Genomic DNA, 22,555 nt, shown 5'->3' with positions numbered 1-22,555 from the left:
AAAACGTACATCTAAATGAATTCACATATAGGTTGCTTGTTTTTGATTAAGCTTTAATGCCTAACCTGAACAAGCGCCCACACGCATTACCTGATTAATTTTTTAAAGAGCGTCTTGGTCAACTCGGTGTTTTGAGTCGTCTCAAGCGAGGTGCGTATTCTACCGAACCCCTCGTCAGTGTCAAGCTTTATTTTCAAGAATTTTTAAATCATTTTCTCGAAACATTCACCTGAAAAACCACCAACTGCTTCTTAATCTGCATTTGAATCAAACACTTAAAAAGAAGCCCCGCTTCAGTGACTTTCCCCCGGAAGGGCTTGTCTCTCAAGCGAGGCGCGAATATTAAAGAGGTTTTTAGGAGAGGTCAACTACTTTTTAAAAAAAAGAGTAACTTCTTTAAATCAATAAGACTCTATCGGTAAAACAAGTGATGTTTCTTCTTACCCAACTTGACCAGATAGTAACGGCCAAAGCGGGCATTCGACTCTGAGAATACTTGGGATGCTTGCATGTTTTGCTCCACACCACATGCCAAATCATTCACCATCACCGAGTTACGCTGCAATGCATCTTTAACTTGCTTACCATTGGTTGCAACCTCCGCATCCACCAGCAAGCCTGTCAAAGACAACTCACTCAAGTTCGCAGGCAACGCTGAAGCAGGCAACCCGTCTTGCTTCAATTGCTCATAATCACTTTCGTTCAAGCTATCCATCTCGCCTGAAAATAAAGCCTGAGTAATGCGCTGAGCTGCCTGCAGAGCTGAATCACCGTGCACTAAGCGTGTAACTTCATTAGCGAGAACACCTTGCGCTTTAGGCTTACCCTCTGACGCCTTATCATCTGCCTCAAGAACTTCAATCTCTTCTACACTTAAGAAGGTAAAAAACTTCAGAAAGCGGTACACATCCGCATCAGGTGTTTGCAACCAGAATTGGTAGAACGCATAAGGAGAGGTTTTTTCCGGCGCCAACCATACAGCGCCACCCTCTGTTTTACCAAACTTGGTACCATCCGATTTTGTAATCAATGGCAACGTCAGACCATGAACTGACTTTCCATTCATGCGACGAACAAGATCAATGCCACCAGTAATATTACCCCATTGATCAGAACCGCCAATCTGCAGCGAGCAGCCATGCTGCTGATTCAATACTTGGTAATCGTACGACTGCAGAATCTGATAAGTAAACTCAGTAAAGGAAATACCGGAATCTTCACGCTCTATACGCTGCTTAACCGACTCCTTCGCGATCATTTTGTTAACCGTAAAGTGCTTGCCGATATCACGCAAGAAGGTCAGCACATCAACACTTGCCGTCCAATCATAATTATTCGCCATGATGGCACCGTCTTTATCATCAAAACGGATAAACTGACTGATTTGCTGCTTAAGACGATTACTCCAATTGGCCACCACGTCCGCAGAGTTCAATTGACGCTCTTGCGCCTTGAAGCTCGGGTCACCAATCAAGCCTGTAGCCCCGCCCACCAACGCAATAGGACGATGTCCATAATCCTGGAAGCGCTTCAACATCAGCAAAGGAACCAAATGACCTAAATGAAGACTATCTGCCGTCGGATCGAAGCCACAATACAAAGTTACCACATCCTTCTCAAGGTGCTCTTTCAATGCTTGCTCGTCGGTGGTCTGAGCGATTAGCCCACGCGATTTTAAATCTTCGATCAAAGTTGGTTTACTCATCTTCCTATCTATCCAATTGAGTTAAGGTTAACCCACGATTTTACAGGGTCGCGGACCCGATTGACAAACAACCTATCCCTTTGAGAGTATAAATTGTATTTTTTGATTATTTTTTAGCCACCAGCATCCTCTTTTAGCATTCGAGAATCACTTAAACCTCATGACATCTCAGCTACGCACCTATTTAGTTCCTTTCATTTTGTGTTTGCTAGCAGTGATCCTATTTTTTCAAAACATAAATTTTGAACCTACAGATAACTCAAGCTCAGTTGAAACCGAAATACTCATTGAAGAAAAACACGTCACCACTTTTTCAGTTTTACCTCTCTCACAAACATCCGCACATACTCATCCGAATTCCGCTTGGGTCAGCTACCCACTGGATGAGAACACTGATCTTCATGAAGCACTCAGTAAAGCAGGTATCAGCGCATCTGATATTGCGTCCTTACTTAAAGAACAAAGCTTCGAAGATATCAAACGCCAACATTCATTCATTGAGCGTATGTCGCTTGTTTTTGATGCCTCTACCCTTTTAACACTGAAGTTTTTCTCTAAGGATACTGAGTGGGAGTTTATTCGCACATCAGATGAGTGGCACGTTCAAGTGAATAACGCCCCGGCTTCTCCGCAACTTCGCCGCCTCAACCTTGAGATCAATGGACGTCTTTATCCTGCATTACGTAGCATGGGTCTAGATAGGAAAATTTACCGTCAATTGCTGGATGCCCTCGATAACTACATTGACCTTGATCTACTCAATCAGTCACCTTACGCTCTTAATTTACTGATATCAGAACAACCACGACACCTAGCGCCCACCGAACCCCTACAACTATTAGCTTTTGAGTTCAAATCAGAGACTGCATTTTTACAACTCTACCACCACACATCAAAGCACAGCGTAACTGGCTTTTTTAAAGCGGATGGCACAGGCTTAGCGCATACATTCTTATCGGCACCCTTAGAACATGCTCGAATTAGCTCACCTTTCCAACGCAACCGTCTACACCCCTTACTTGGTTACGCTCGCCCTCACCGAGGCGTTGATTACGCAGCACCTATGAACACCCCCATTTATGCAACTGGCCATGGAAAAATTACGTTTCGAGGGCCCGATGGTGGATTTGGCAATACCATCATCATTGAGCATCCCAAAGGAATTTCAACTTTATACGCTCACATGAATGGCTTCGCTAAAAACACACAAGTGGGCACCCCTGTTACAAAAGGCCAACTCATTGGCTATGTTGGCATGTCTGGCTTAGCCACAGGCCCCCACCTTCATTATGAGTTCCGAATCCATGGTGAACACCAAAACCCTTTAACCGCAAAAAGCAAAGATCTAGTCACGATCCCTCAAGCAGAGCGAGCGTTATTTGAACAAAATGTTGTGAAACTCACCCAGCTTCTAGAGCCATCTTCCGAACCTTTGCTTGCTTCCTATAAACCTTACAACGAGCCTCAATACCCATGAGTCATTACTTTATCGGAATCATGTCAGGCACCAGCCTAGACAGTATCGATAGTGTTTTAGTCAGTTTTGATACAACATTCAAACTGCATGGAACCTACCGTGAAGCCATCCCATCTGATTTAAAAGAGAAAATATTAAGGCTCACCCAACCAGGCCAATCCGAAATAGAAGCACTCGCTCATTTAGATCCATTATTAGGAGAGATATTTGCTAGTAATGCACGCGCCTTACTGGAGAAATATGCTGTAGCAGAGAAGGATATCATTGCCATTGGCTGCCATGGACAAACACTGCGCCACTATCCAGAGCAGGGCTTTAGCTTACAAGCGGGTGATCCGAACATTATATGTGAGCGAACAGGCATCTTAACCATTGCCGATTTTAGACGGCGAGACTTAGCATCAGGTGGGCAAGGCGCCCCCTTAGTACCTGCGTTTCATGATCACTTGTTTCGCTCAGATCAACAGAATCGGATTATTGTTAATATTGGAGGAATGGCCAACCTAACCTTTCTACCCGCCGATCCAAGTGCTCAAGTCTTAGGCTATGACTCAGGGCCCGGCAACGTGCTACTGGATGCGTGGATACATCAGCATAAGCAACGGCATTTTGATGAACATGGAGACTGGGCCAACTCTGGCCACATTCATACAGAGCTGTTACAAACTCTGCAAAGCCATGATTACTTCAAACTAACACCGCCTAAAAGCACAGGGCGAGAGGCTTTTCATCTTGACTGGCTAGAAAACGTCATCAGCACTATCGCAACACCTATCCTGCCCGAAGATGTGCAAGCAACGCTCACTGAACTCACTGCTTCAAGTATTTGCGATGAAATAAAACGATTAGAAAAAGATGACAAGGCCGATATCTTTCTATGCGGCGGCGGGGCACACAACGCTTTCTTAAAATCACGCATAGAACAGCACTTAGGGAGACCAACCCTAAAAACCGACTCACTAGGCTTGGATGCAGACTGGGTCGAGGCCTGCGCGTTTGCTTGGCTCGCATGGCGTACACTGCACCACAAAACAGGCAACTTACCTGATGTAACGGGCGCAAAAGGGAAGCGCATACTCGGAGGGATCTACTATCCGTAGAGGACATTAAATAGGTAAAAAGAGTTAACGTAAAAGAGTTAGAGCAAGAATACTAGCCCATCCTCCAACAAGGAAAATGGGCTATCAAAGACGATCAGATAGAAAATGAGGATCCACAGCCACAAGTCGTTGCCGCATTCGGGTTTTTGATCATAAACTGCGAACCGTGCAACCCTTCTTGGTAATCCACTTGAGCGCCAATCAAGTATTGAAAGCTCATAGGATCCACCAACAAAGTCACGCCATCCGTCGTGATTGCCGTATCATCCTCGGCAACCTCTTCGTCAAACGTAAAGCCATACGAAAACCCAGCACAACCGCCGCCCGTAATAAACACACGCAACTTTAGACTCTCATTTTCCTCTTCTTCAATCAATGCCCTGACTTTTGCAGCGGCTGATTGCGTAAAATAAAGAGTTGTTTCTTCAGTCGATTCTGTCATTGCTCGATAACCTCATTGCGGACAGAGCATTCTTACAAAACCAAGCAAAGCAGTCAAGTATTACCTAAGGCATCAACGCAACTTGGGTCAAGCCTTCATTTTCAGGTCGATCAAACATGATATTCATGATTTGAACCGCCTGACCTGATGCACCTTTAACAAGATTATCAATCACAGACAACACAACAACTGTGTCATCATTTTGCGGCCGGTGCACACTAATTCTACAGACATTCGACCCTTTTACGCTGCGAGTTTCTGGATGACTACCGGCTGGCATGACATCTACGAAGGGCTCATTAGCATAGCGCGCTTCAAACAACTCTTGCAGTCCTGAATCAACAGGGTCTTTCAGTACCGAATAAAGCGTTGCATGAATACCACGTATCATTGGTGTTAAGTGAGGCACAAAGGTCAGCCCGACTGGCTTATTGGCCGCTCTCGCCAAGCCTTGACGAATTTCGGGTAAATGGCGATGTCCAGGTACGCCGTAGGCTTTCATGCTCTCGCTGGTCTCACACAATAATGCCCCAACACTTGCACCACGACCTGCTCCGCTCACGCCCGATTTACAATCAGCAATCAAACGTCTGTGATCAACCCAACCCTTCTCTAACAAGGGTAAATAACCGAGCTGAACAGCGGTAGGATAGCAACCAGCACAACCAATTAATTGAGCGGTGCGAATCGCTTCCCTGTTGACCTCTGGTAAACCATATACCGCCTTTTCAACCAACTCAGGGCAAGTGTGCGTGTGGTTATACCACTTTTCCCATAAAGGAATGTCTTTAATCCTGAAGTCTGCGCCCAGATCGATGACCCGCACACCTCTATCAATGAGCTCTGGCGCCATGCTCATGGCTACACCGTGAGGGGTAGCGAAAAAAACAACATCACAGGCCGCCAGCGTTTCAATATCCGGAACGGTAAATCCAATATCCAAATGACCTCGGAGGTTAGGATACATATCGGCCACTAAAACACCTTCTTCGGAGCGTGACGTAATCACTTCGACCTTTGCAAAAGGATGATTTGCCAGAACCCTGAGTAACTCAACCCCGGTATACCCCGTGCCACCTACTATACCTACTTTAATCACCCTAACCTCTCAATCTAATGTCAGTTGTGCAGCGTAATGCTCTTAACTCTGTATGATACACATAGGTTATGACAGCTTTTAAACCCATATCATACAAATCTGATTCAATAATCACTATTATAGACAGACTAATGGTGTTCAGAATACTTATTAAAGGATAGTTTATTCATGTCAAGATCCGATGATCTCTTTCAAGCCGCTCAAGTTCATATTCCAGGGGGCGTAAACTCCCCGGTACGCGCATTTAAGGGGGTTGGTGGCACACCGATCTTCTTCAAGCGTGGAAAAGGCGCCTATATCTATGACGAAGATGATCAGCGCTACATCGACTACATAGGCTCTTGGGGTCCCATGATTCTTGGTCATGCTTACCCTCCTGTGATTAATGCTGTTCGTGAAGCTCTAGACAATGGGCTTGGCTTTGGCGCACCCACCGCCATTGAAACCAGCATGGCCGACAAGGTATGTGAGCTGGTTCCTTCGATGGAAATGATACGGATGGTCAGCTCAGGAACCGAGGCAACCATGAGTGCTATTCGCTTGGCTCGTGGTTTTACTGGGCGTGACAAAATCGTTAAATTTGAGGGCTGTTACCATGGCCACTCTGACTCACTGCTGGTTAAAGCAGGCTCAGGAGCGCTCACTCTTGGAGAACCCAATTCGCCCGGCGTACCTGCAGCACTGGCTGAGCACACCATCACTCTGACATTTAATGATATTGACTCTGTTCGCCAAGCCTTTGCTGACGTGGGCGATCAAATTGCGTGCATCATTGTAGAACCTGTTGCTGGCAACATGAACTGCATTCCACCGGTTCCAGGCTTCCTTGAAGGACTCCGTGAAGTGTGCGATCAGTATCAAAGCCTCCTGATATTTGATGAAGTGATGACCGGATTCAGAGTGGCTTTGGGTGGCGCACAAGCCTTCTACGGTGTAAAGCCTGACTTAACAACGCTGGGCAAAGTCATTGGCGGAGGTTTACCTGTTGGTGCGTTCGGGGGTCGAAAAGAGGTCATGTCTCATATTGCACCGCTTGGACCTGTCTACCAAGCAGGAACCCTATCTGGCAACCCCCTAGCGATGGCTGCAGGTTTAGCCATGCTAAATGCACTCTGCGAAGAGGGTGTGCATGAGCAATTGGCCGCTAAAGCCGAGTACTTGACTGAAGGGCTAAAAGTTCTTGCGGCAAAGCACCACATTCCATTTACAACAACCTGTGTAGGCGGCATGTTTGGGCTTTTCTTCACTGAAGCAACGGAAATCAAAGGCTTTTCTGATGCCACGAGCTGCAACACCCAGCTTTTTTCGCGGTTTTTCCACGGCATGTTAAAGCAAGGTGTTTATCTCGCCCCTTCTGCATTTGAAGCTGGTTTTATCTCAAACGCGCATACTGAAGCCGATCTAGATGCCACCTTACAAGCCGCAGACCGCGTGTTTGCAGACTTAACGCGCAACGATGTTTAACTCATGAGGCCTCAATGATTGAATCTGTTTCCCATGTGATTCTATTGATGAGCAGCAGCTTAGCAGCCGTTTGGCTGCTCAAGCGGCTGAGGTCAGCAGAGCCTGAGACTCACTACAAAGTGAGGGTTTTTGCCCTCAGCTCACTGTTTGTGACAGCCTATGCACTCTCACATCTCGTACTCACACAAGGTCCGCAACAAACGACACTTCTACAAATGACCGAAAACCTGAGTATGTACGTCGCTCTGCCGTTTATAGCCACGGTCTTTCTCGCAACGGGACAGCAGTGGCATTGGTCGATGGCAGGATGGGGACGCTGGCTTTTAGGCCTCATTGCATTTTTTGAACTATCACGCGCGATGGGGTATGCCGTGCTGTACGCACATACACTCTCAATTGCGATTCTGCTGGCTTTATTTGCAGGAAGTCTGTTGTTCAAAAAGGCAACGGCAAAGATTAAAGGCTTAAGCAGCGCGTTCGTTGCGAGTATAGGACTTGTGTTCTTTTCTTTCATTCCTTTGATAGGAACAGCAGGGAACCCAATTTTCTTTAACTTTGCACTAGCCGCCTTCATCCCTTTAGCCGCTAGCGCACTGCTAGATGAGTTTTCTAAAACTTAGAGGCACGCTCCCTTGCCTCTTCTGCACCCGCCAAATCACCGGCCTCCGTTCTGATTTGGCTAATCAAAATCCACAGTTTTCGAAGCTGAGCTGGCTGCCCTTCAGCAACCCCTACCCCCCGCAAGGCGACCTGTTCAGCATCCAAGAACTGCCCGAACTGACGCTTTACTTCGGCCAACTCGTAATACACATCAGGCTCTCTTGGAGAGATGCGAAGCGCACGCTCCAGACGCGACTGAGCACCTCTTAGGTCACCACTATTGGTGTCAGATCGAGCGGCTTCAAGCAAAGCAACTACGGCTGTATTTTCAGGCACCGACGGTGCGGAACTTGAAGGTACTGATGGCGCAGGTGCGCTCTGTTGCGGAGTTACGGGCTGCCAAACTTCATCGGCAGGCGGCAAATCTCTTTGCATTCTAACCACCGGAATTTCACCTGGAAGCGTAACACCCAAACCTGGGTCCACAGGCGTAACTATCACACCACTTGGCGGTGTCGCGACTGGCGCGGGGGGCGTTGATTGCACAGGACGCCCTGTCCTATCTTCAACCGGAATATTCGTGAACGGATTGGAGGTTGCACAACCTGCCAATAACAGGCTCCCAGAAATCAGAATCCATTTAGTGTGTTTCATTTATCTTTCCTCATCGCAACCAATTTCTCAACCATCCACTCGAAGGCTCCACCGGCGTTGGTGTATTCACTGACGGATGCTGACCACAGTCTACACTAACCTGTGGTGCAGAACCCGTGATAAAGGGTAATTGTCTTGAGCCTTGACATAAAGGGTCCGACCTCAACCCCGTTTCTTCATCTATCCAAACATACTCTATACCAGACGGACGTGCAGCCACTAGAGGTTCAGGCTTGTCACGTGCCATAAACTCAATCCATACGGGCAAGGCACCACCTGTCGACGTAAACGGTAGCTGACTATTATCATCACGACCCACCCATACGACGGCTAGCCGATTACCCGTATAGCCTGCAAACCAGCTATCACGCTGATCGCTACTGGTTCCCGTTTTACCTGCGACATTTAAAGACGTCGGTAAACGTTGATAAATACTTCGAGCCGTTCCTTCACGAGCCACTTCCTGCATCGCATACTGAATCAGATGAACATATGCAGCATCCACTTGCTGACGTAGTTGGAAAGGGTATCTCGACAACTCTTCGCCATCAGCCGTTGTCACCATTCGAATGGATCGCAAAGGCATTCTAAAACCATTTGAAGCAAAGGTTTGATACATTTCAGCGACCTCAATTGGCGCCATCCCTTGTGCCCCAAGCAACATTGATGGAAACAACTGAATATCTCGCTCAACCCCTAATCGCTTTAGAACATCCACAACTTTTGGCAGACCAATCGCCATGCCTAAGTTAACGGTGGATAAGTTTAATGAACGCGCCAACGCTCTATGCATCAGTACATTGCCATAGGTTTGCCGATCAAAGTTTTGTGGTGACCACACATCCCCATTTGGCAAACGCATATTAATCGGTGTGTCTTGCAATACGCTAGCCAGAGTGTATCCCTGCTCTAATGCGGCAAGGAAAACAGCAGGCTTACCTAAGGATCCAATTGGACGAACGGCATCCAAGCCACGATTAAAGCCTTCATAACGCGTATCTTTACCTCCGACAACAGCAAGCACCTCTCCTGTTTGAGGGTCTGTGACAACCATTGCTCCTTGAAGGTCCTTCCCTCTTGCGCCATGCCGTTTTTCAAGATCATTCAGAACCGTCACCATCGACTGATCGGCTCGTGACTGAACCAACGGATCTAAGGCCGTGAAAATCAGCAATCCTTCTGAAGACAAGTCTTCATCACGATAATCTTTACGTAACTGCCTTCTGACTAAATCAAGGTACGCAGGATAGGCCCCTTTATGAAGACTACGCGCTTGCGCGATCCCCAAAGGCAGAGCCGCCACCTCTTGGAATTGGCTATCACTAATATAGCCGTGATCCCTAAGCATACTCAAAACCAGGTTTCGACGCTGCATGGCTCTTTCAGGATTGCGGCGCGGATCATAGAAAGACGGCCCTTTCACCATCGCAACCAACAGAGCAACCTGATGCAATTCCAATTCAGTCACCGGGCGTGAAAAATAAAATTGAGATGCTAAACCAAAGCCATGTACCGCACGAGTCCCCGACTGGCCTAAATAGACTTCATTTAAATAGGCCTCTAGGATTTCGTCTTTTTCATAACGGAAGTCCATGACCAATGCCATGGGCAACTCAAGCAGTTTACGCGAAAGGGTTCGTTCAGATGTTAAATAAAAATTTTTGATCAGCTGCTGCGTCAGTGTACTTCCACCCTGCACAAAGCGGCCCGCTTGAATATTCACCCACAGTGCACGACTGATGCCCTTGATAGAGACACCATGATGCGAGTAATAGTCTCGGTCTTCCACGACTAACAACGCTTCCTTTAGAAAAGGAGGCGCTTCTTCAATCCGAATTAAATCACGATCTTCATTACTATGCGGGTATATACCGCCAATTTGAATAGGCTCCATGCGCACCAAAGGCAGGTTTTCATTACGAGCTTCATCATGCACCCGTTGCAAACGCTCACCCGAAAATTCGAGCATCAAACGACGCTGAGGCTCTGCACCATCCGGAAAATCGAATCCTCGTGTAAGAACACGTACTCGATTGTTCGCCACTTCAACATTACCCGGCCCTTGTGCCGCATTTACAAAGCGATAACCAAGCCCCGTCAACTCCTCGCGAAGGTCCTGAATGCTAATAGACTGCCCGGGATAGAGCTCTAAGGGACGAGCATACACCTTTGCAGGTAACGCCCATCGCTTTCCTTCAAATTTTTCGCGAACCTGACCATCGACATAGATCAAAACCACCGCAAAAAAAACAGCACCCAAGATGGATAATTTTAAAAATGCAGCAAACATCCATTTAAATATGGCTCTGCCCGTAGACTTCTTTTGATTCTGACCACGTCTACGTGTGGTTTTAACTCTCTTTTTTGACATTAGACTTGTATAATCTCTGATAACAAGAGGCAGCAGCAGAGCAAAATGTTAAAAACACTGATACATTCATTAATGAATCCAGATCGTTTCCCACATCCTTGTAGCCACATTGAGGTGATTGAAACTCATATCTCGTGGCTTCTGCTGACCGGCACGTTCGCCTATAAAATTAAAAAGCCGGTTAACTTTGGATTTCTGGATTTTACATCATTAGAACAGCGCCGTGTGTGTTGTGAAGAAGAATTGCGCTTAAATCAGCGATTAGCACCCGATATTTATCAAGACGTCATTGCGATTAGCGGTACTCATAGTGACCCTAAAATCGGTGACGCCTCAAATCCCATCGAATACGCTGTTAAAATGGCGCAATTTGATCCAGAACACCGCTTGGATCGCCAACTCGCTAAACAGCTCTTTGAAGCGCGCTGGATTGACACACTGGCATTGCAGATTGCCGATTTTCACCAGCGAATCCCCATTGTGGCACAAGACAGCCCTTGGGGTGAGCCCGAAACCCTTTGGCAACTGATTTCAGACAATTATGAACATTGTAATCAAAACCCTCAAGCGCTTGAGGACTCCGTTTTGCTCTTACGCCTTCATACCCAAACCGCACAAGACTTTAAAGAGCTCGCTCCTTTGCTGATTGAGCGGAAAAAGCAAGGACATGTTCGAGAATGCCATGGCGACTTGCATCTAGCAAACATCACCTTATTTCATGATCAATTGCGACTTTTCGATTGCATCGAATTTAACCTACAGTTTCGTTGGATCGATACACTCTCTGATCTTGCGTTTCTATTGATGGATCTAGAGGCTAATCACCAGCCTCGCTGGGCAAATCGATGCCTAAATCTGTATTTAGAAAAAAATGGGGATTATGGCGGCATCAGATTACTGAATCTCTACAAAGCATACCGCTCTATGGTCCGTGCTAAAGTTGCATTACTGGGCGAGCACCCCGATACCGCCAGCTTCCGACATTACCTGCACCTAACTGAACGCTACTGCACTCCGCCACCTCCAGCACTTTACTTGATGCATGGTGTTTCCGGCAGTGGTAAAAGTTACTTAAGCAAACAACTGGTTGAAGAGATTGGCGCCATCCGTATTCGATCTGATGTAGAACGCAAACGATTGCATCATCAATTAAGTTTGCAAGGTGAAGAAATCGAGCTTTATAGCGCCGACATGAACACACGCACCTTCCACCGCTTACGCGATCTAGCTGAACAGCTGTTACGTTCAGGGCAAACGGTTGTCGTCGATGCCACATTTATTCGACGCATTACCCGCAAAAGCTACATCGAACTTGCTCAACGACTGAAACTGCCAGTACGCATTATTAGCTGCACCTGCAAACCTCATTTGGTTGAAGCTCGACTTGTTCGTCGCAATGAGGAGGGTAAAGACCCGTCCGATGCTGACATTCACATCATGCATCAACAAGTTACTACTCAACAACCGCTAACAGAAGACGAAAAACGCATCACTCTCCCTGTGGACACTGAGGATGATGAGGCAATAGAACAGCTGCTATCACAGCTGCGCGCACAAAACTTGCTACTCCCTCAAGGAGGTCGATAAGCATGCTTAATATCGGCCAGCTAGAGGACTTTCCAGACAACCAAGCCGTGAACCTGGATTACGACGAACAAGCCTTCATTGTGATGCGACGCAAAGATGCGGTTTACGTATACGAAAACCACTGTCCGCATAGAGGTATTCGGTTGGAATGGCAAACCAATCAACTGATGGACATTGAAAAGCAGTTCATCCAATGCGCCACTCACGGCGCATTATTCAAACCGGAAACCGGTGTCTGCATAGCAGGTCCGTGCCGCCACCAATCGCTACGCGCTTGCCAAACCTCTATCCAGGATCATCAAGTTTACATTCTCATATCATGATTTAGAGGACGCGCAGCGAACAGCCAATCTCTCCAAGGCAGCCTCAATACGTTCAAAGCTCGTTGTATACGAAAAGCGTATATAACGCTCTGCTTGATAGTGACCGAAATCAGCACCCGGTGTAACAGCAATAAAATCGTCTTCAAGCAACTGCCAACAAAAGTCAAAACTGTTTGAGGTGAGATGAGATGCATCGGCATACACATAAAATGCACCATCAGGTACGACAGGCACCCCAAACCCCAAACGCTTCAACCCCTCTACCAGCAGATTTCGACGACGGGCAAATGCCTGACGCCTCTGTTCAAATACGCTTATTGCCTCTTCACTAAAAGCTGCGAGAGCCGCATATTGAGACAAGGTCGGTGGCGAGATAAACAGATTTTGTGCCATTTTCTCCATCTCTTTAACCGCCTCTTCTGACGCAACAAGCCACCCGAGCCGCCACCCCGTCATTCCAAAATACTTTGAAAAACTGTTAATCACGATAGCACTCGGATCGACCGACAAAACCGTATCAGCATCTGTATCGTAGGTTAAACCATGATACAGCTCATCCACGATCAGTTGCCCGCCCAGTTCATGGACTTGATTTGCAATAGCATGCAAGGACGCTTTATCAACCAGTGTTCCAGTTGGATTAGAGGGAGAAGCCAACAAAACCCCAGCCGTAGACGACTGCCAATGCTGGGCGATCAAATCCGGCGTCAACTGAAAACGCTGTTCAGGCCCAGTGGGCACCAATTGCCCCCGAGCGTCTAGCAGACGTAAAAACTGACGATTACATGGGTAGCTCGGATCACTCATCATGATCGTTTTCCCAACATCGGCAATCAAAGAGAACGCCAACAATAGGGCACCGGACGCACCTGGTGTCACCAACACTTGCTCAGGTGTGATGCATACCTTGTAGCGCTCTGCATAAAACTGCGCAATTTTTTCTCGTAACTCAGGAATACCTGCTGCAGGTGTGTATTGCGTTTTACCTGCATTTAACGCGGCAGCAGCGGCTTGGACAATAGGGCCCGCTGTCGGAAAATCGGGTTCGCCCACCTCAAGATGAATAACATCATGCCCCAAGGCTTCTAACTCTCGGGCCCGCTTTAATAAGTCCATCACTTTAAAGGACTCGATTTCTTTTGAGCGGAGGCTCCATTGATTTTGCATAACTCTACCTGCACATCTAAAAACGGGAATACTAACCTCAACGTACCGCACCAGCATAGTGCATATCAGAGAATATCAATTTTTCATTGCTCTAGGTCTGGTTAAATGATGTCGGTTCTGGTAATTTCACCGCCTTTTAGGGCTTAATGCTAAAATACAGATCTTAAGTAGATTAGTATTAAGCTAATAACGGAAAGGCCATTTCATCTTTGGTAATGCCTTTCATTATTGCAAGCGATGTGAGGCTGTACTATGCCAACCAACAACGACTCTCAAATACATCACCCTGCACCGTATCAGGCGCAAGAGGGTGAAGAATACATGAATGATGCGCAGAAACAGCATTTTCGCGAAATTCTGCAGGCCTGGAAACAAGAGTTGATGGAAGAAGTTGACAGCACCATCACTCATCTTAAAGAGGAAGCGACTAATTTCGCTGATCCAACTGACCGTGCAAGCCAAGAAGAAGAGTTCAGCCTTGAGCTACGAACACGGGATCGTGAGCGTAAATTAATTCGAAAAATCGATGAAGCGCTAGAGCGCCTCGAAGATGATGACTATGGCTACTGTGAAGCCTGTGGTGTTGATATCGGTATACGTCGTCTGGAGGCGCGTCCGACGGCAACACTTTGTATTGACTGTAAAACCTTAGCTGAGATTAAAGAAAAGCAGCTTGGAGGTTAAACCTTAGACGGGTCAGTGATCGCATTTCTGACCCGTACTTGTATAGACAAAACAACGCATGATATATACGGGTCGTTTTGCGCCGTCTCCTACAGGGCCACTTCACTTTGGATCATTGTTAGCAGCGCTTGCCAGCTTCCTTGATGCGCGCCATCACGCAGGAAAATGGTTAATTCGTATTGAAGATATAGACACACCCCGTGTTGTCAAAGACGCCAACGATTGGATTCTACAGACCTTAGATGCACACGGCTTAGAATGGGATGATGCGATTGTCTATCAAAGCCAACGCCTTGACCTCTACGAAGCCCACCTAAACCAACTCATAGACCAGCAAAGGGCCTATCCTTGCGGCTGCGCACGAAGCGAGTTGGACGCTCGAAATGCACGCCACCTTTACGATGGCAAATGCAGGGAAACACCCCCAAACGCTGACGCACGCGTTGCACTTCGACTGCGCTCAGACACGATCGGATCTGAATTCACAGATCGAATACAAGGCAAGCAGGTTTTGCTTCATCCAAGACCCGACGATTTTGTTTTAAAACGTCGAGATGGGTATTTCGCTTACCAACTGGCCGTCGTCATTGATGACCATGAGCAACAGATTACTCACATTGTTCGTGGTGCTGATTTGCTGCAGGAGACCTTTAGACAACGCGACTTACAATCGCACTTCAACTTCCAAAAACTAGAGTATGCTCACATTCCACTGGCCACCTATGCAAACGGTCAGAAACTCAGCAAGCAAAATCTAGCCCCAGCGATCTCAAATAACAAGGTGGTGGAAAACTTATGCTGTGCACTCAAATGCTTGGGCCAAAATCCACCAGAAAACATGCATCAAGCGAATCGACATGAGATCATCGACTGGGCAGTCAAAAACTGGCACATTGAACAGATTCCAGCCACCTGTGTTTTACCCAATCAGCAAGAGACGTGAATGTATCAACATCGCTTACTGTTTTTATTGACGCTCAGCGGCTTTTTTATTTTGCCATCTCTGATGGATATATGGCTATTTGGAGGGACTGGATGGCTATGGCCATTTTTTATTTGGCTGATCATTATTGTTATCTCAAGCTTTATTGCTTGGCTCAAACTGCGATGAAACCATGAGCATTTATCTACTTGCAACGCTGAGCATCACCTATCTACTTTTACTGTTCTTAGCCGCCTACGCCTCCGAGAGAGGCATTCTGCCTCAGCGTCTTGTTCAGAATCCTATCATTCACTCTCTTTCTCTGGGTGTTTACGCAAGCGCGTGGACATTTTACGGTGCATTTGGCATGGCGGCCGAGACAGGGTTTTCCTATCTAGTCTCTTATCTTGGTGCCACCGCAACCTTTATCCTTGCGCCGTTAATTCTAATTCCGTTGCTCAGGATCACGCGCAGCTACCAATTAAGCTCTGTTGCCGACTTGTTTGCATTTCGCTTTCGTAGCGCCTTTATTGGCAGCCTAATCACTCTGTTTATTCTAATCGCAAGCATGCCGTTACTGGCGATACAAATCCAAGCCTTCGTCGAATCGGTTCATGTGATTGACTCAAGCGTTCCCCGCCACAAAATAGCAGCCGCATTTTGTCTAATTATCGCGCTTTTCTCAATTTTATACGGTGCTCGACACGCCTCTTTAAGAAGCCGGCATGACGGACTTGTCGTCGCCATCGCCCTTGAGTCTATTGTTAAACTAACCGCCATTCTGACGCTGACTCTTTTTGCCTTCATTTGGATACACGGCGGGTTTTCAGGCTTATCTGAGTGGTTAAGCCAACACCCAGAAGCTCTACAAAATATGAAACAGCCACCTGAATCCGGTAGCTGGAGAACCCTATTCATCGTCTTTTTCGCAGCCGCCTTTATCACTCCACACATGTTTCATTTATTGTTTGGTGAAAATGCAACGGAAAAAAGCTTAACCCTATCCATGATCATCATGCCCGTGTTTTTATTGATTATGGCACTCTGTGTGCCAATTTTACTCTGGGCAAGTCAACGACTCGGCACGCTGGGTCATCCAGACTTTATTCTGCTTGGCATAGGTAATCAGCTCAACCAACAGTGGTTTGGTGCCATTACCTTTATTGGAGGACTCTCAGCTGCCAGCGGGATCACCATTGTTGCCACGGTTGCACTCGCCTCCATGATGCAAAACCACCTTTTACTGCCCATTATTCGATTACCCGACTCCATTCGTATGTATAAATGGCTTTTGTGGATTCGTCGCAGCCTGATTCTGTTTGTCATGCTCGGCAGCTACACCGCCTATGTTTACCTCGATCATCATTATGAACTTTCATACCTAGGCCTCATTACATTTATTGGCTTTGTCCAATTTTTACCCGGCGTGTTGGCCACGCTATATTGGCAAAGAGCAAGCCGCATAGGATTTCTATCAGGTCTTATCGCTGGCGCCGCCTTTTGGTTTTTCACAATTCTCTTACCTGTGCTACTCCCCGATGCATCACTGATTACCCGAGACTTGTTGGATAAATGGTATCTTTTTGCATTACTATCTTTACTGATCAATACCTTAACCATGATCTTAGTGTCTTTTGTTGTCCCCGCTGACGCCGAAGAGCAAGATACGGCGTTATCCTGTGTACTGAACGCTCTGCCTCGACCATCCAGTTTTAGCTCAGACCATGAAACCCTTGAAGACATCGCCCAGCGTCTAAGCTCACGACTTGGGAAAGCATCTGCCCAGAGGGAGATTGAAGCGGCCTTGGCTCTTTTAAAGCTTCCGATGAGCAACAAGCTGAAACCCTTAGATCTATTAAGACTGCGCAACATACTTGAAAACAATCTATCCGGTCTTCTCGGGCCAGCTGAAGCAACAGCAGTGCTACGACCCAACGAAATAAACTCCAAGGGTCGGTATAAAAGCCGTGAAATCCATTTGCTTGAAAATCAACTGGAAAACTACCATGAACGCCTCTCAGGACTTGCAGCCGAACTCGATAGAATGAGACGACACCATCGATTTACGCTACAAAGACTGCCAATTGGGGTTTGTACCTTAGATGAACATGCATACGTACTGTTTTGGAATGAAGCGCTTGAAAACTACACAGGCCTTTCAGCTGAAGCCACACTAGGTGTTAACATTGCCGCACTTCCGTATCCTTGGTCAGAGTTTTTAGGCCACTTCACTCGCACCAATGACACTTACCAACCCGCCACCACGATTGATATAGGCGGCATCACCCATTGGTTCAGCTTGCATAAAACGCATTTAGACGATCAACCTGAGAAAGGGTTGATTCTATTAGTGGAAGATGAGACTGAGCATAAAGCACTGGCCAACCGCTTGGCTCATACAGAACGTTTAGCCTCAGTGGGTCGCTTTGCCGCTGGAGTCGCCCACGAAATAGGCAACCCCGTCACGGGAATTGCCTGCTTAGCACAAAATCTAAAATTAGAGACAGAGGATCCCGAAGTCCTGCGCACAGGCAGTCAAATTTTACATCAAACATCACGCATCACTCGTATTGTTCAGTCATTGATACGCTTTGCACATACAGGGAGTAATGACGGACACTCAGAGTTTGCACCCGTCCATTTATGCCAATGCATTCAAGAAGCGATTGACCTTGTCCGTCTAGATGAGCGCGGTAAAGATATGCTAATTACAAACCAAGTAGACGAAAGGCTATATTGTGATGGTGATGAACAGCTATTACTGCAAGTCTTTGTTAACCTGATTAATAACGCGTGTGATGCCTCAACTGAACGCGCAAAGATTGTAATCGACGCCAGTATTCATCATGACCGCCTTAAGATCAGAGTCACAGATGAGGGGTCAGGTATCACCCAAGAACACTTCCCTCGCTTGTTCGAACCCTTCTTCACCACAAAAGATCCTGGCAAAGGGACTGGTTTAGGACTTTCGTTAGTCTACAATATTATTACTGAACATTATGGTACTATTGAAATAATTAGTCCTGCCAACAAAAAACAGAACAAAGGCACTCAGGTAATCATTCAGCTTCCCTTACGGCAAAGTGCTATTTGCTCTTCCGTAGGCTATTTGAATTAATAGGTCCCCGTAGTATGAGCCGAATTCTGATTGTTGAGGATGAGCAAGTAATACGAGAAGCGCTCAAACGCCTACTCGTTAAACATCAGTACAGCACCGATTGCGCGAGTAATGTCAATGATGCTGAAACCCTGATGCATGCTCACGCCTACGATCTTATTATTAGTGATTTACGCTTACCCGGTCGAGCAGGTACAGATCTGATTGGCAACTTTGCTAACATACCGGTGTTAATCATGACCAGTTATGCCAGTATGCGTTCCGCGATTGATGCAATGAAACTTGGTGCTGTTGATTATGTCGCCAAACCTTTCGATCATGACGAGATGTTAAATACGATCAGCAAACTGATCCGTACCGAGCCGGTACTAGACGATACGCTCGCTGTCGAATCTGACCTCATCACAGGCGAATGTGATGCCGTGGTTGAGTTACGAAAACGCATTAATAAAGTCGCACAGACAGATGCAACCGTCTTAATTCTGGGTGAATCAGGAACAGGAAAAGAACTGGCTGCACGGAGTATCCACCAAAAAAGTCAGCGATCGAGTGCTCCGATGATTAGCGTCAACTGTGCGGCAATACCCGACAGCTTAATTGAGTCTGAACTGTTTGGACATGAAAAGGGGGCCTTTACAGGTGCTGACACCTGCCGAAGCGGCTTAATTGAAGCGGCCGATAAAGGCACTCTCTTCCTTGATGAAATTGGTGAGCTTCCTCTAGAAGCTCAAGCACGACTCTTACGTTTCCTTCAAGAAGGCGAAATTCGACGTGTAGGCGCAGTCCATGCACGAAAAGTAAACGTCCGATTAATTGCCGCCACACATCGAGACCTCAAAGCCATGGCCAGCGAAGGTCGCTTTAGGGAGGATTTGTACTACAGACTCTACGTCATGGAGCTCAACATGCCAGCACTACGTGAGCGAGGCGATGATATCGTCGAGCTGGCACGAATCTTCTTAAGTGAACAAAATCGTAAGCACAATGCAAAACTAGAATTTAGCGCTGCAAGCTTGCAAGCGATTAAAGCGCACTTATGGCCAGGCAATGTTCGGGAGCTGCAAAATGCGATTGAACGCGCTGTTATTCTGGCGGAAGGCCCACTCATCACACCGGATATTTTAGGATTAAAAATCTCAGCGGCGCACACAACTCCACCCGCAGACCCCATCCAAACGCAAAAAAGCCTGCACGAACCAAAACCCGACCTATCCCTAGATGACTACTTTCAGCGCTACGTCTTAGAGAATCAAGACAGCATGAATGAAACGGACTTAGCTAAAAACTTAGGCATCAGCCGTAAATGCCTTTGGGAGCGTCGCCAAAAGTTAGGCATTCCTCGCAAACCGAAAAAAGAAAGCCTAAGTTAACAGAGCTGTAACGGAGGGGTTACAAATCGGTTACACTTCATGAAAAGTGTTACCATACTACACACAGGTAACACTTATCCTTGAAGAACACGTAACAAATGCTAGAAAAAAAACCAGCTTTTTTAACCAAAACAAAAATAACAAATATAAAACAATAACTTAAATAAGTTGGCACAATACCTGCTATATATAGGGTAATAAGAATAAAAACAGACACATCAGCATCAATAAAAATAAAAACGCTGAAACACTTATGATGTAGCGCCTCAAATAAAAATAACAATGAGGCTTAGCTGAAGACAGAGTACCGACAAACACTTTTCACAGTGCTCGAAAAACAACAACAGACTTTGTTGCCTAGTCTGTCTTCAGCTTCCACACCATGATCCCTTCACACCCATCTGACCTTACCATGACTATCCCCTTACGAAATTTTAACTGTTATTATGTGCAGATAGCACAATCTTGACACTTCACTCCTCAATGGAACAAAAATAACAGATGCTTAATACGGGTTTAGACTATTTTATTTTTTTAGCGATCATTCTGTGTGTCGTTATCTCTGGCGTTTTGCTAGTGAAGCGCATGCCAAAACCGATACCAAACAAAGTGATTCCAGAGCCTGAGCTGAAAGAACAGCTGATGCAAGACCTTCACTTAGGCGAAAAACGTGTCATCCCAGAGCACATTCATCAAATTCCACGACATCTTTTAGATGACAACGCCATGAAGGTTGTTTTCAGACTTCATGATGCAGGCCATGAAAGCTACTTAGTAGGCGGCTGTATTCGCGACCTACTCTTGGGAAAACGTCCAAAAGATTTTGATGTAGCCACGTCAGCTCACCCAGAAGAAGCCGTCGAACTATTTCATAGAGGACGACTGATCGGCCGCCGTTTCAAATTGCTTCATGTTCGTTTCGGTAGAGAAATCATTGAAGTTGCCACTTTTCGAGCAGCACATGATTCAGATGACAATGAAACGGGTGAACATGGTCGCCAATCAGACACGGGATTAATTCTGCGCGATAATGTCTATGGCAGTATTGAAGAAGACGCCCTTCGTCGTGACTTTACGATTAATGCCCTGTACTACTGTGTTCGCGACTACAGCATACACGACTTTGCAAATGGCTATCCTGATTTGCAAAACCGGATTATTCGCATGATTGGCGACCCTGAACAACGCTACCGCGAAGACCCCGTCCGCATGCTTCGAGCCGCAAGATTCGCAGCCAAACTCGGATTTGAAGTCGAAGACGCAACAGCCGAGCCCATTTATCGACTGAACAATTTACTTAGCCGAATTGCTCCAGCCCGTTTATTCGATGAAGCCCTCAAGCTTTTGCAAACAGGCCATGGCAGCGCCTCATATCGTCAATTACAGCGCTTTGGTTTATTCAGATACCTGTTTCCATCCACGCATGCAATTCTTGAAAATCCAGATTACCCAACTGCCGAGCTAATCTCACAGATTCTTCGCAATACCGATCGTCGTTTGGATCAAGGCAAAAGCGTAACACCGGCATTTATGTTTGCCGCGTTACTCTGGTACCCCTTACAGCAGCGTTATTTAGAGCTCTTAGATGAATTACCACCCTTGCCTGCACTGCACGAAGCGGCCAACCAGATATTAGCTATGCAGGTAAAATCAACCGCCATTCCCAGACGTTTTTCGACACCGATGCGCGAAATTTGGGAACTGCAACTAAGACTTCCACGCTATCATGGAAAAAAAGCTGAAACCTTAATCACGCATCCTCGATTTAGAGCCGCCTATGATTTAATCGTACTACGCGAAAGCGCAGGTGAAGACTTACAAGGTTTGGGCAAATGGTGGACAGATTATCAATCCGCAAACGCCGAACAGCGCCGCCTTATGAGCATTGCCAAGTCGACAGATGAACGCCCTAGAAAAAAACGTCGCCGCAAACCCATTACTCGGAAACCCAGTCTATGAGTTCCGCTACGATTCGCTGCTATATCGGCATTGGCAGCAACTTAGACGTCCCGCTTGAGCAGGTGAAACAAGCATTATTAGAATTGAGAGAACTGCCTGAATCGACACTGATTCAACATTCATCTCTGTATTTATCTGCACCAGTAGGCCCTCAAGACCAGCCCGACTTTGTCAATGCAGTGGCTGAAATAAACACCCACCTAGAAGCCCACGCGCTGCTAGATGAGCTGCAAGCCCTAGAACAGGGCCATCGGCGAGTCAGGGTTCAACATTGGGGGCCGCGTACACTGGATCTAGACCTGCTGATTTACGGTAACGAGTCGATTCAAACAGAGCGCTTACAGGTCCCTCATCCCTTTATGACTGAACGCAATTTTGTGGTGTATCCGCTAGCAGAAATAGCTCCTGATTTTATTTTTCCGGATAAAACCCCGCTTTCAGACTATCTAGCGAATTGTCCAATGGGCAAACTCAAGCAAATACAGATATAATGTCGTTTTAATGCATTGCACA

The 22,555-nt window shown here is 46.6% G+C and carries 19 protein-coding genes; 13 read left to right on the top strand and 6 right to left on the bottom strand.

The features are described from left to right. Positions 1-412 precede the first annotated feature (412 nt). Positions 413-1,705, bottom strand: a complete 1,293-nt coding sequence (tyrS, locus tag F5971_RS18005; protein ID WP_036514303.1) for a tyrosine--tRNA ligase — start codon at positions 1,703-1,705, stop codon at positions 413-415. 160 nt (positions 1,706-1,865) lie between these two features. Between tyrS and F5971_RS18000 the strand changes: the two genes are divergently transcribed. Then, positions 1,866-3,182 carry a M23 family metallopeptidase gene (locus F5971_RS18000; RefSeq protein WP_051514652.1) on the top strand — a complete coding sequence of 439 codons (1,317 nt, stop codon included), beginning with the start codon at positions 1,866-1,868 and terminating at the stop codon, positions 3,180-3,182. After that, the gene (locus tag F5971_RS17995) at positions 3,179-4,282 is read left to right on the top strand and encodes an anhydro-N-acetylmuramic acid kinase (protein WP_036514300.1); all 1,104 of its coding nucleotides are present in this window, start codon (positions 3,179-3,181) and stop codon (positions 4,280-4,282) included. The genes F5971_RS18000 and F5971_RS17995 overlap by 4 nt, the downstream gene beginning before the upstream one ends. 94 nt (positions 4,283-4,376) lie before the next feature. Here F5971_RS17995 and erpA read toward each other — a convergent pair whose 3' ends face one another. Next, positions 4,377-4,724, bottom strand: coding sequence for an iron-sulfur cluster insertion protein ErpA (erpA, locus tag F5971_RS17990; protein ID WP_036514297.1), 348 nt, complete (start codon positions 4,722-4,724; stop codon positions 4,377-4,379). A gap of 64 nt (positions 4,725-4,788) precedes the next feature. Continuing rightward, positions 4,789-5,823, bottom strand: a complete 1,035-nt coding sequence (argC, locus tag F5971_RS17985; protein ID WP_036514294.1) for an N-acetyl-gamma-glutamyl-phosphate reductase — start codon at positions 5,821-5,823, stop codon at positions 4,789-4,791. A gap of 168 nt (positions 5,824-5,991) precedes the next feature. Here argC and hemL point away from each other — a divergent pair, with 168 nt between their 5' ends. After that, positions 5,992-7,287 carry a glutamate-1-semialdehyde 2,1-aminomutase gene (gene hemL, locus F5971_RS17980; RefSeq protein WP_036514291.1) on the top strand — a complete coding sequence of 432 codons (1,296 nt, stop codon included), beginning with the start codon at positions 5,992-5,994 and terminating at the stop codon, positions 7,285-7,287. 14 nt (positions 7,288-7,301) lie between these two features. Further along, positions 7,302-7,907 (top strand): hypothetical protein, encoded by a 606-nt coding sequence (locus F5971_RS17975; RefSeq protein ID WP_193496492.1) that lies wholly within the window; start codon positions 7,302-7,304, stop codon positions 7,905-7,907. Here F5971_RS17975 and F5971_RS17970 read toward each other — a convergent pair. Together F5971_RS17970 and mrcB are read right to left on the bottom strand one after the other, a co-directional pair. After that, positions 7,897-8,541 carry a tetratricopeptide repeat protein gene (locus F5971_RS17970; RefSeq protein ID WP_036514288.1) on the bottom strand — a complete coding sequence of 215 codons (645 nt, stop codon included), beginning with the start codon at positions 8,539-8,541 and terminating at the stop codon, positions 7,897-7,899. The two genes, F5971_RS17975 and F5971_RS17970, sit on opposite strands and share 11 nt — an antisense overlap. Positions 8,542-8,551: 10 nt before the next feature. After that, positions 8,552-10,912 (bottom strand): penicillin-binding protein 1B, encoded by a 2,361-nt coding sequence (gene mrcB / locus F5971_RS17965; RefSeq protein ID WP_193496490.1) that lies wholly within the window; start codon positions 10,910-10,912, stop codon positions 8,552-8,554. Positions 10,913-10,957: 45 nt separating this feature from the next. On the opposite strand from mrcB, the gene F5971_RS17960 reads away from it, so the two are divergent. After that, positions 10,958-12,499, top strand: coding sequence for a bifunctional aminoglycoside phosphotransferase/ATP-binding protein (locus F5971_RS17960; protein ID WP_036514283.1), 1,542 nt, complete (start codon positions 10,958-10,960; stop codon positions 12,497-12,499). A 2-nt stretch (positions 12,500-12,501) separates the two neighbouring features. Beyond that, a complete protein-coding gene (locus F5971_RS17955) occupies positions 12,502-12,822 on the top strand; it encodes a Rieske (2Fe-2S) protein (protein WP_193496488.1) in 321 nt (106 codons plus the stop codon). On the opposite strand, the gene F5971_RS17950 is transcribed toward F5971_RS17955, so the two are convergent. Beyond that, positions 12,817-13,989, bottom strand: a complete 1,173-nt coding sequence (locus tag F5971_RS17950; RefSeq protein ID WP_193496486.1) for a pyridoxal phosphate-dependent aminotransferase — start codon at positions 13,987-13,989, stop codon at positions 12,817-12,819. The genes F5971_RS17955 and F5971_RS17950 overlap by 6 nt on opposite strands. 252 nt (positions 13,990-14,241) lie before the next feature. Between F5971_RS17950 and dksA the strand changes: the two genes are divergently transcribed. The 7 genes from dksA (at position 14,242) to folK (ending at position 22,533) form a co-directional block, all read left to right on the top strand. Beyond that, on the top strand, positions 14,242-14,673 hold the full coding sequence (dksA, locus tag F5971_RS17945; RefSeq protein WP_036514275.1) for an RNA polymerase-binding protein DksA: 432 nt from the start codon (positions 14,242-14,244) through the stop codon (positions 14,671-14,673). A gap of 58 nt (positions 14,674-14,731) precedes the next feature. Then, entirely contained in the window at positions 14,732-15,616 is an 885-nt protein-coding gene (gene gluQRS / locus F5971_RS17940; RefSeq protein WP_193496483.1) for a tRNA glutamyl-Q(34) synthetase GluQRS, read from the top strand. Further along, a complete protein-coding gene (locus F5971_RS17935) occupies positions 15,617-15,784 on the top strand; it encodes a hypothetical protein (protein WP_157682421.1) in 168 nt (55 codons plus the stop codon). It begins immediately after the preceding gene. Between the two features lie 4 nt (positions 15,785-15,788). After that, positions 15,789-18,713, top strand: coding sequence for an ATP-binding protein (locus F5971_RS17930; RefSeq protein ID WP_193496481.1), 2,925 nt, complete (start codon positions 15,789-15,791; stop codon positions 18,711-18,713). Between the two features lie 14 nt (positions 18,714-18,727). Next, positions 18,728-20,083 (top strand): sigma-54-dependent transcriptional regulator, encoded by a 1,356-nt coding sequence (locus F5971_RS17925; protein WP_193496479.1) that lies wholly within the window; start codon positions 18,728-18,730, stop codon positions 20,081-20,083. Between the two features lie 501 nt (positions 20,084-20,584). Then, on the top strand, positions 20,585-22,042 hold the full coding sequence (gene pcnB / locus F5971_RS17920) for a polynucleotide adenylyltransferase PcnB (protein WP_246187843.1): 1,458 nt from the start codon (positions 20,585-20,587) through the stop codon (positions 22,040-22,042). Further along, positions 22,039-22,533, top strand: a complete 495-nt coding sequence (gene folK, locus F5971_RS17915) for a 2-amino-4-hydroxy-6-hydroxymethyldihydropteridine diphosphokinase (protein WP_193496476.1) — start codon at positions 22,039-22,041, stop codon at positions 22,531-22,533. Before pcnB ends, folK begins: the two co-directional genes overlap by 4 nt. Positions 22,534-22,555 lie beyond the last annotated feature (22 nt).

The sequence above is a fragment of the Nitrincola alkalisediminis genome, assembly GCF_009821115.1.
In the GTDB taxonomy this organism is placed as follows: domain Bacteria; phylum Pseudomonadota; class Gammaproteobacteria; order Pseudomonadales; family Balneatricaceae; genus Nitrincola; species Nitrincola alkalisediminis.
Note: the sequence above shows the minus strand (reverse complement) of the source record. Positions and strands in the feature narration are given on the sequence as shown.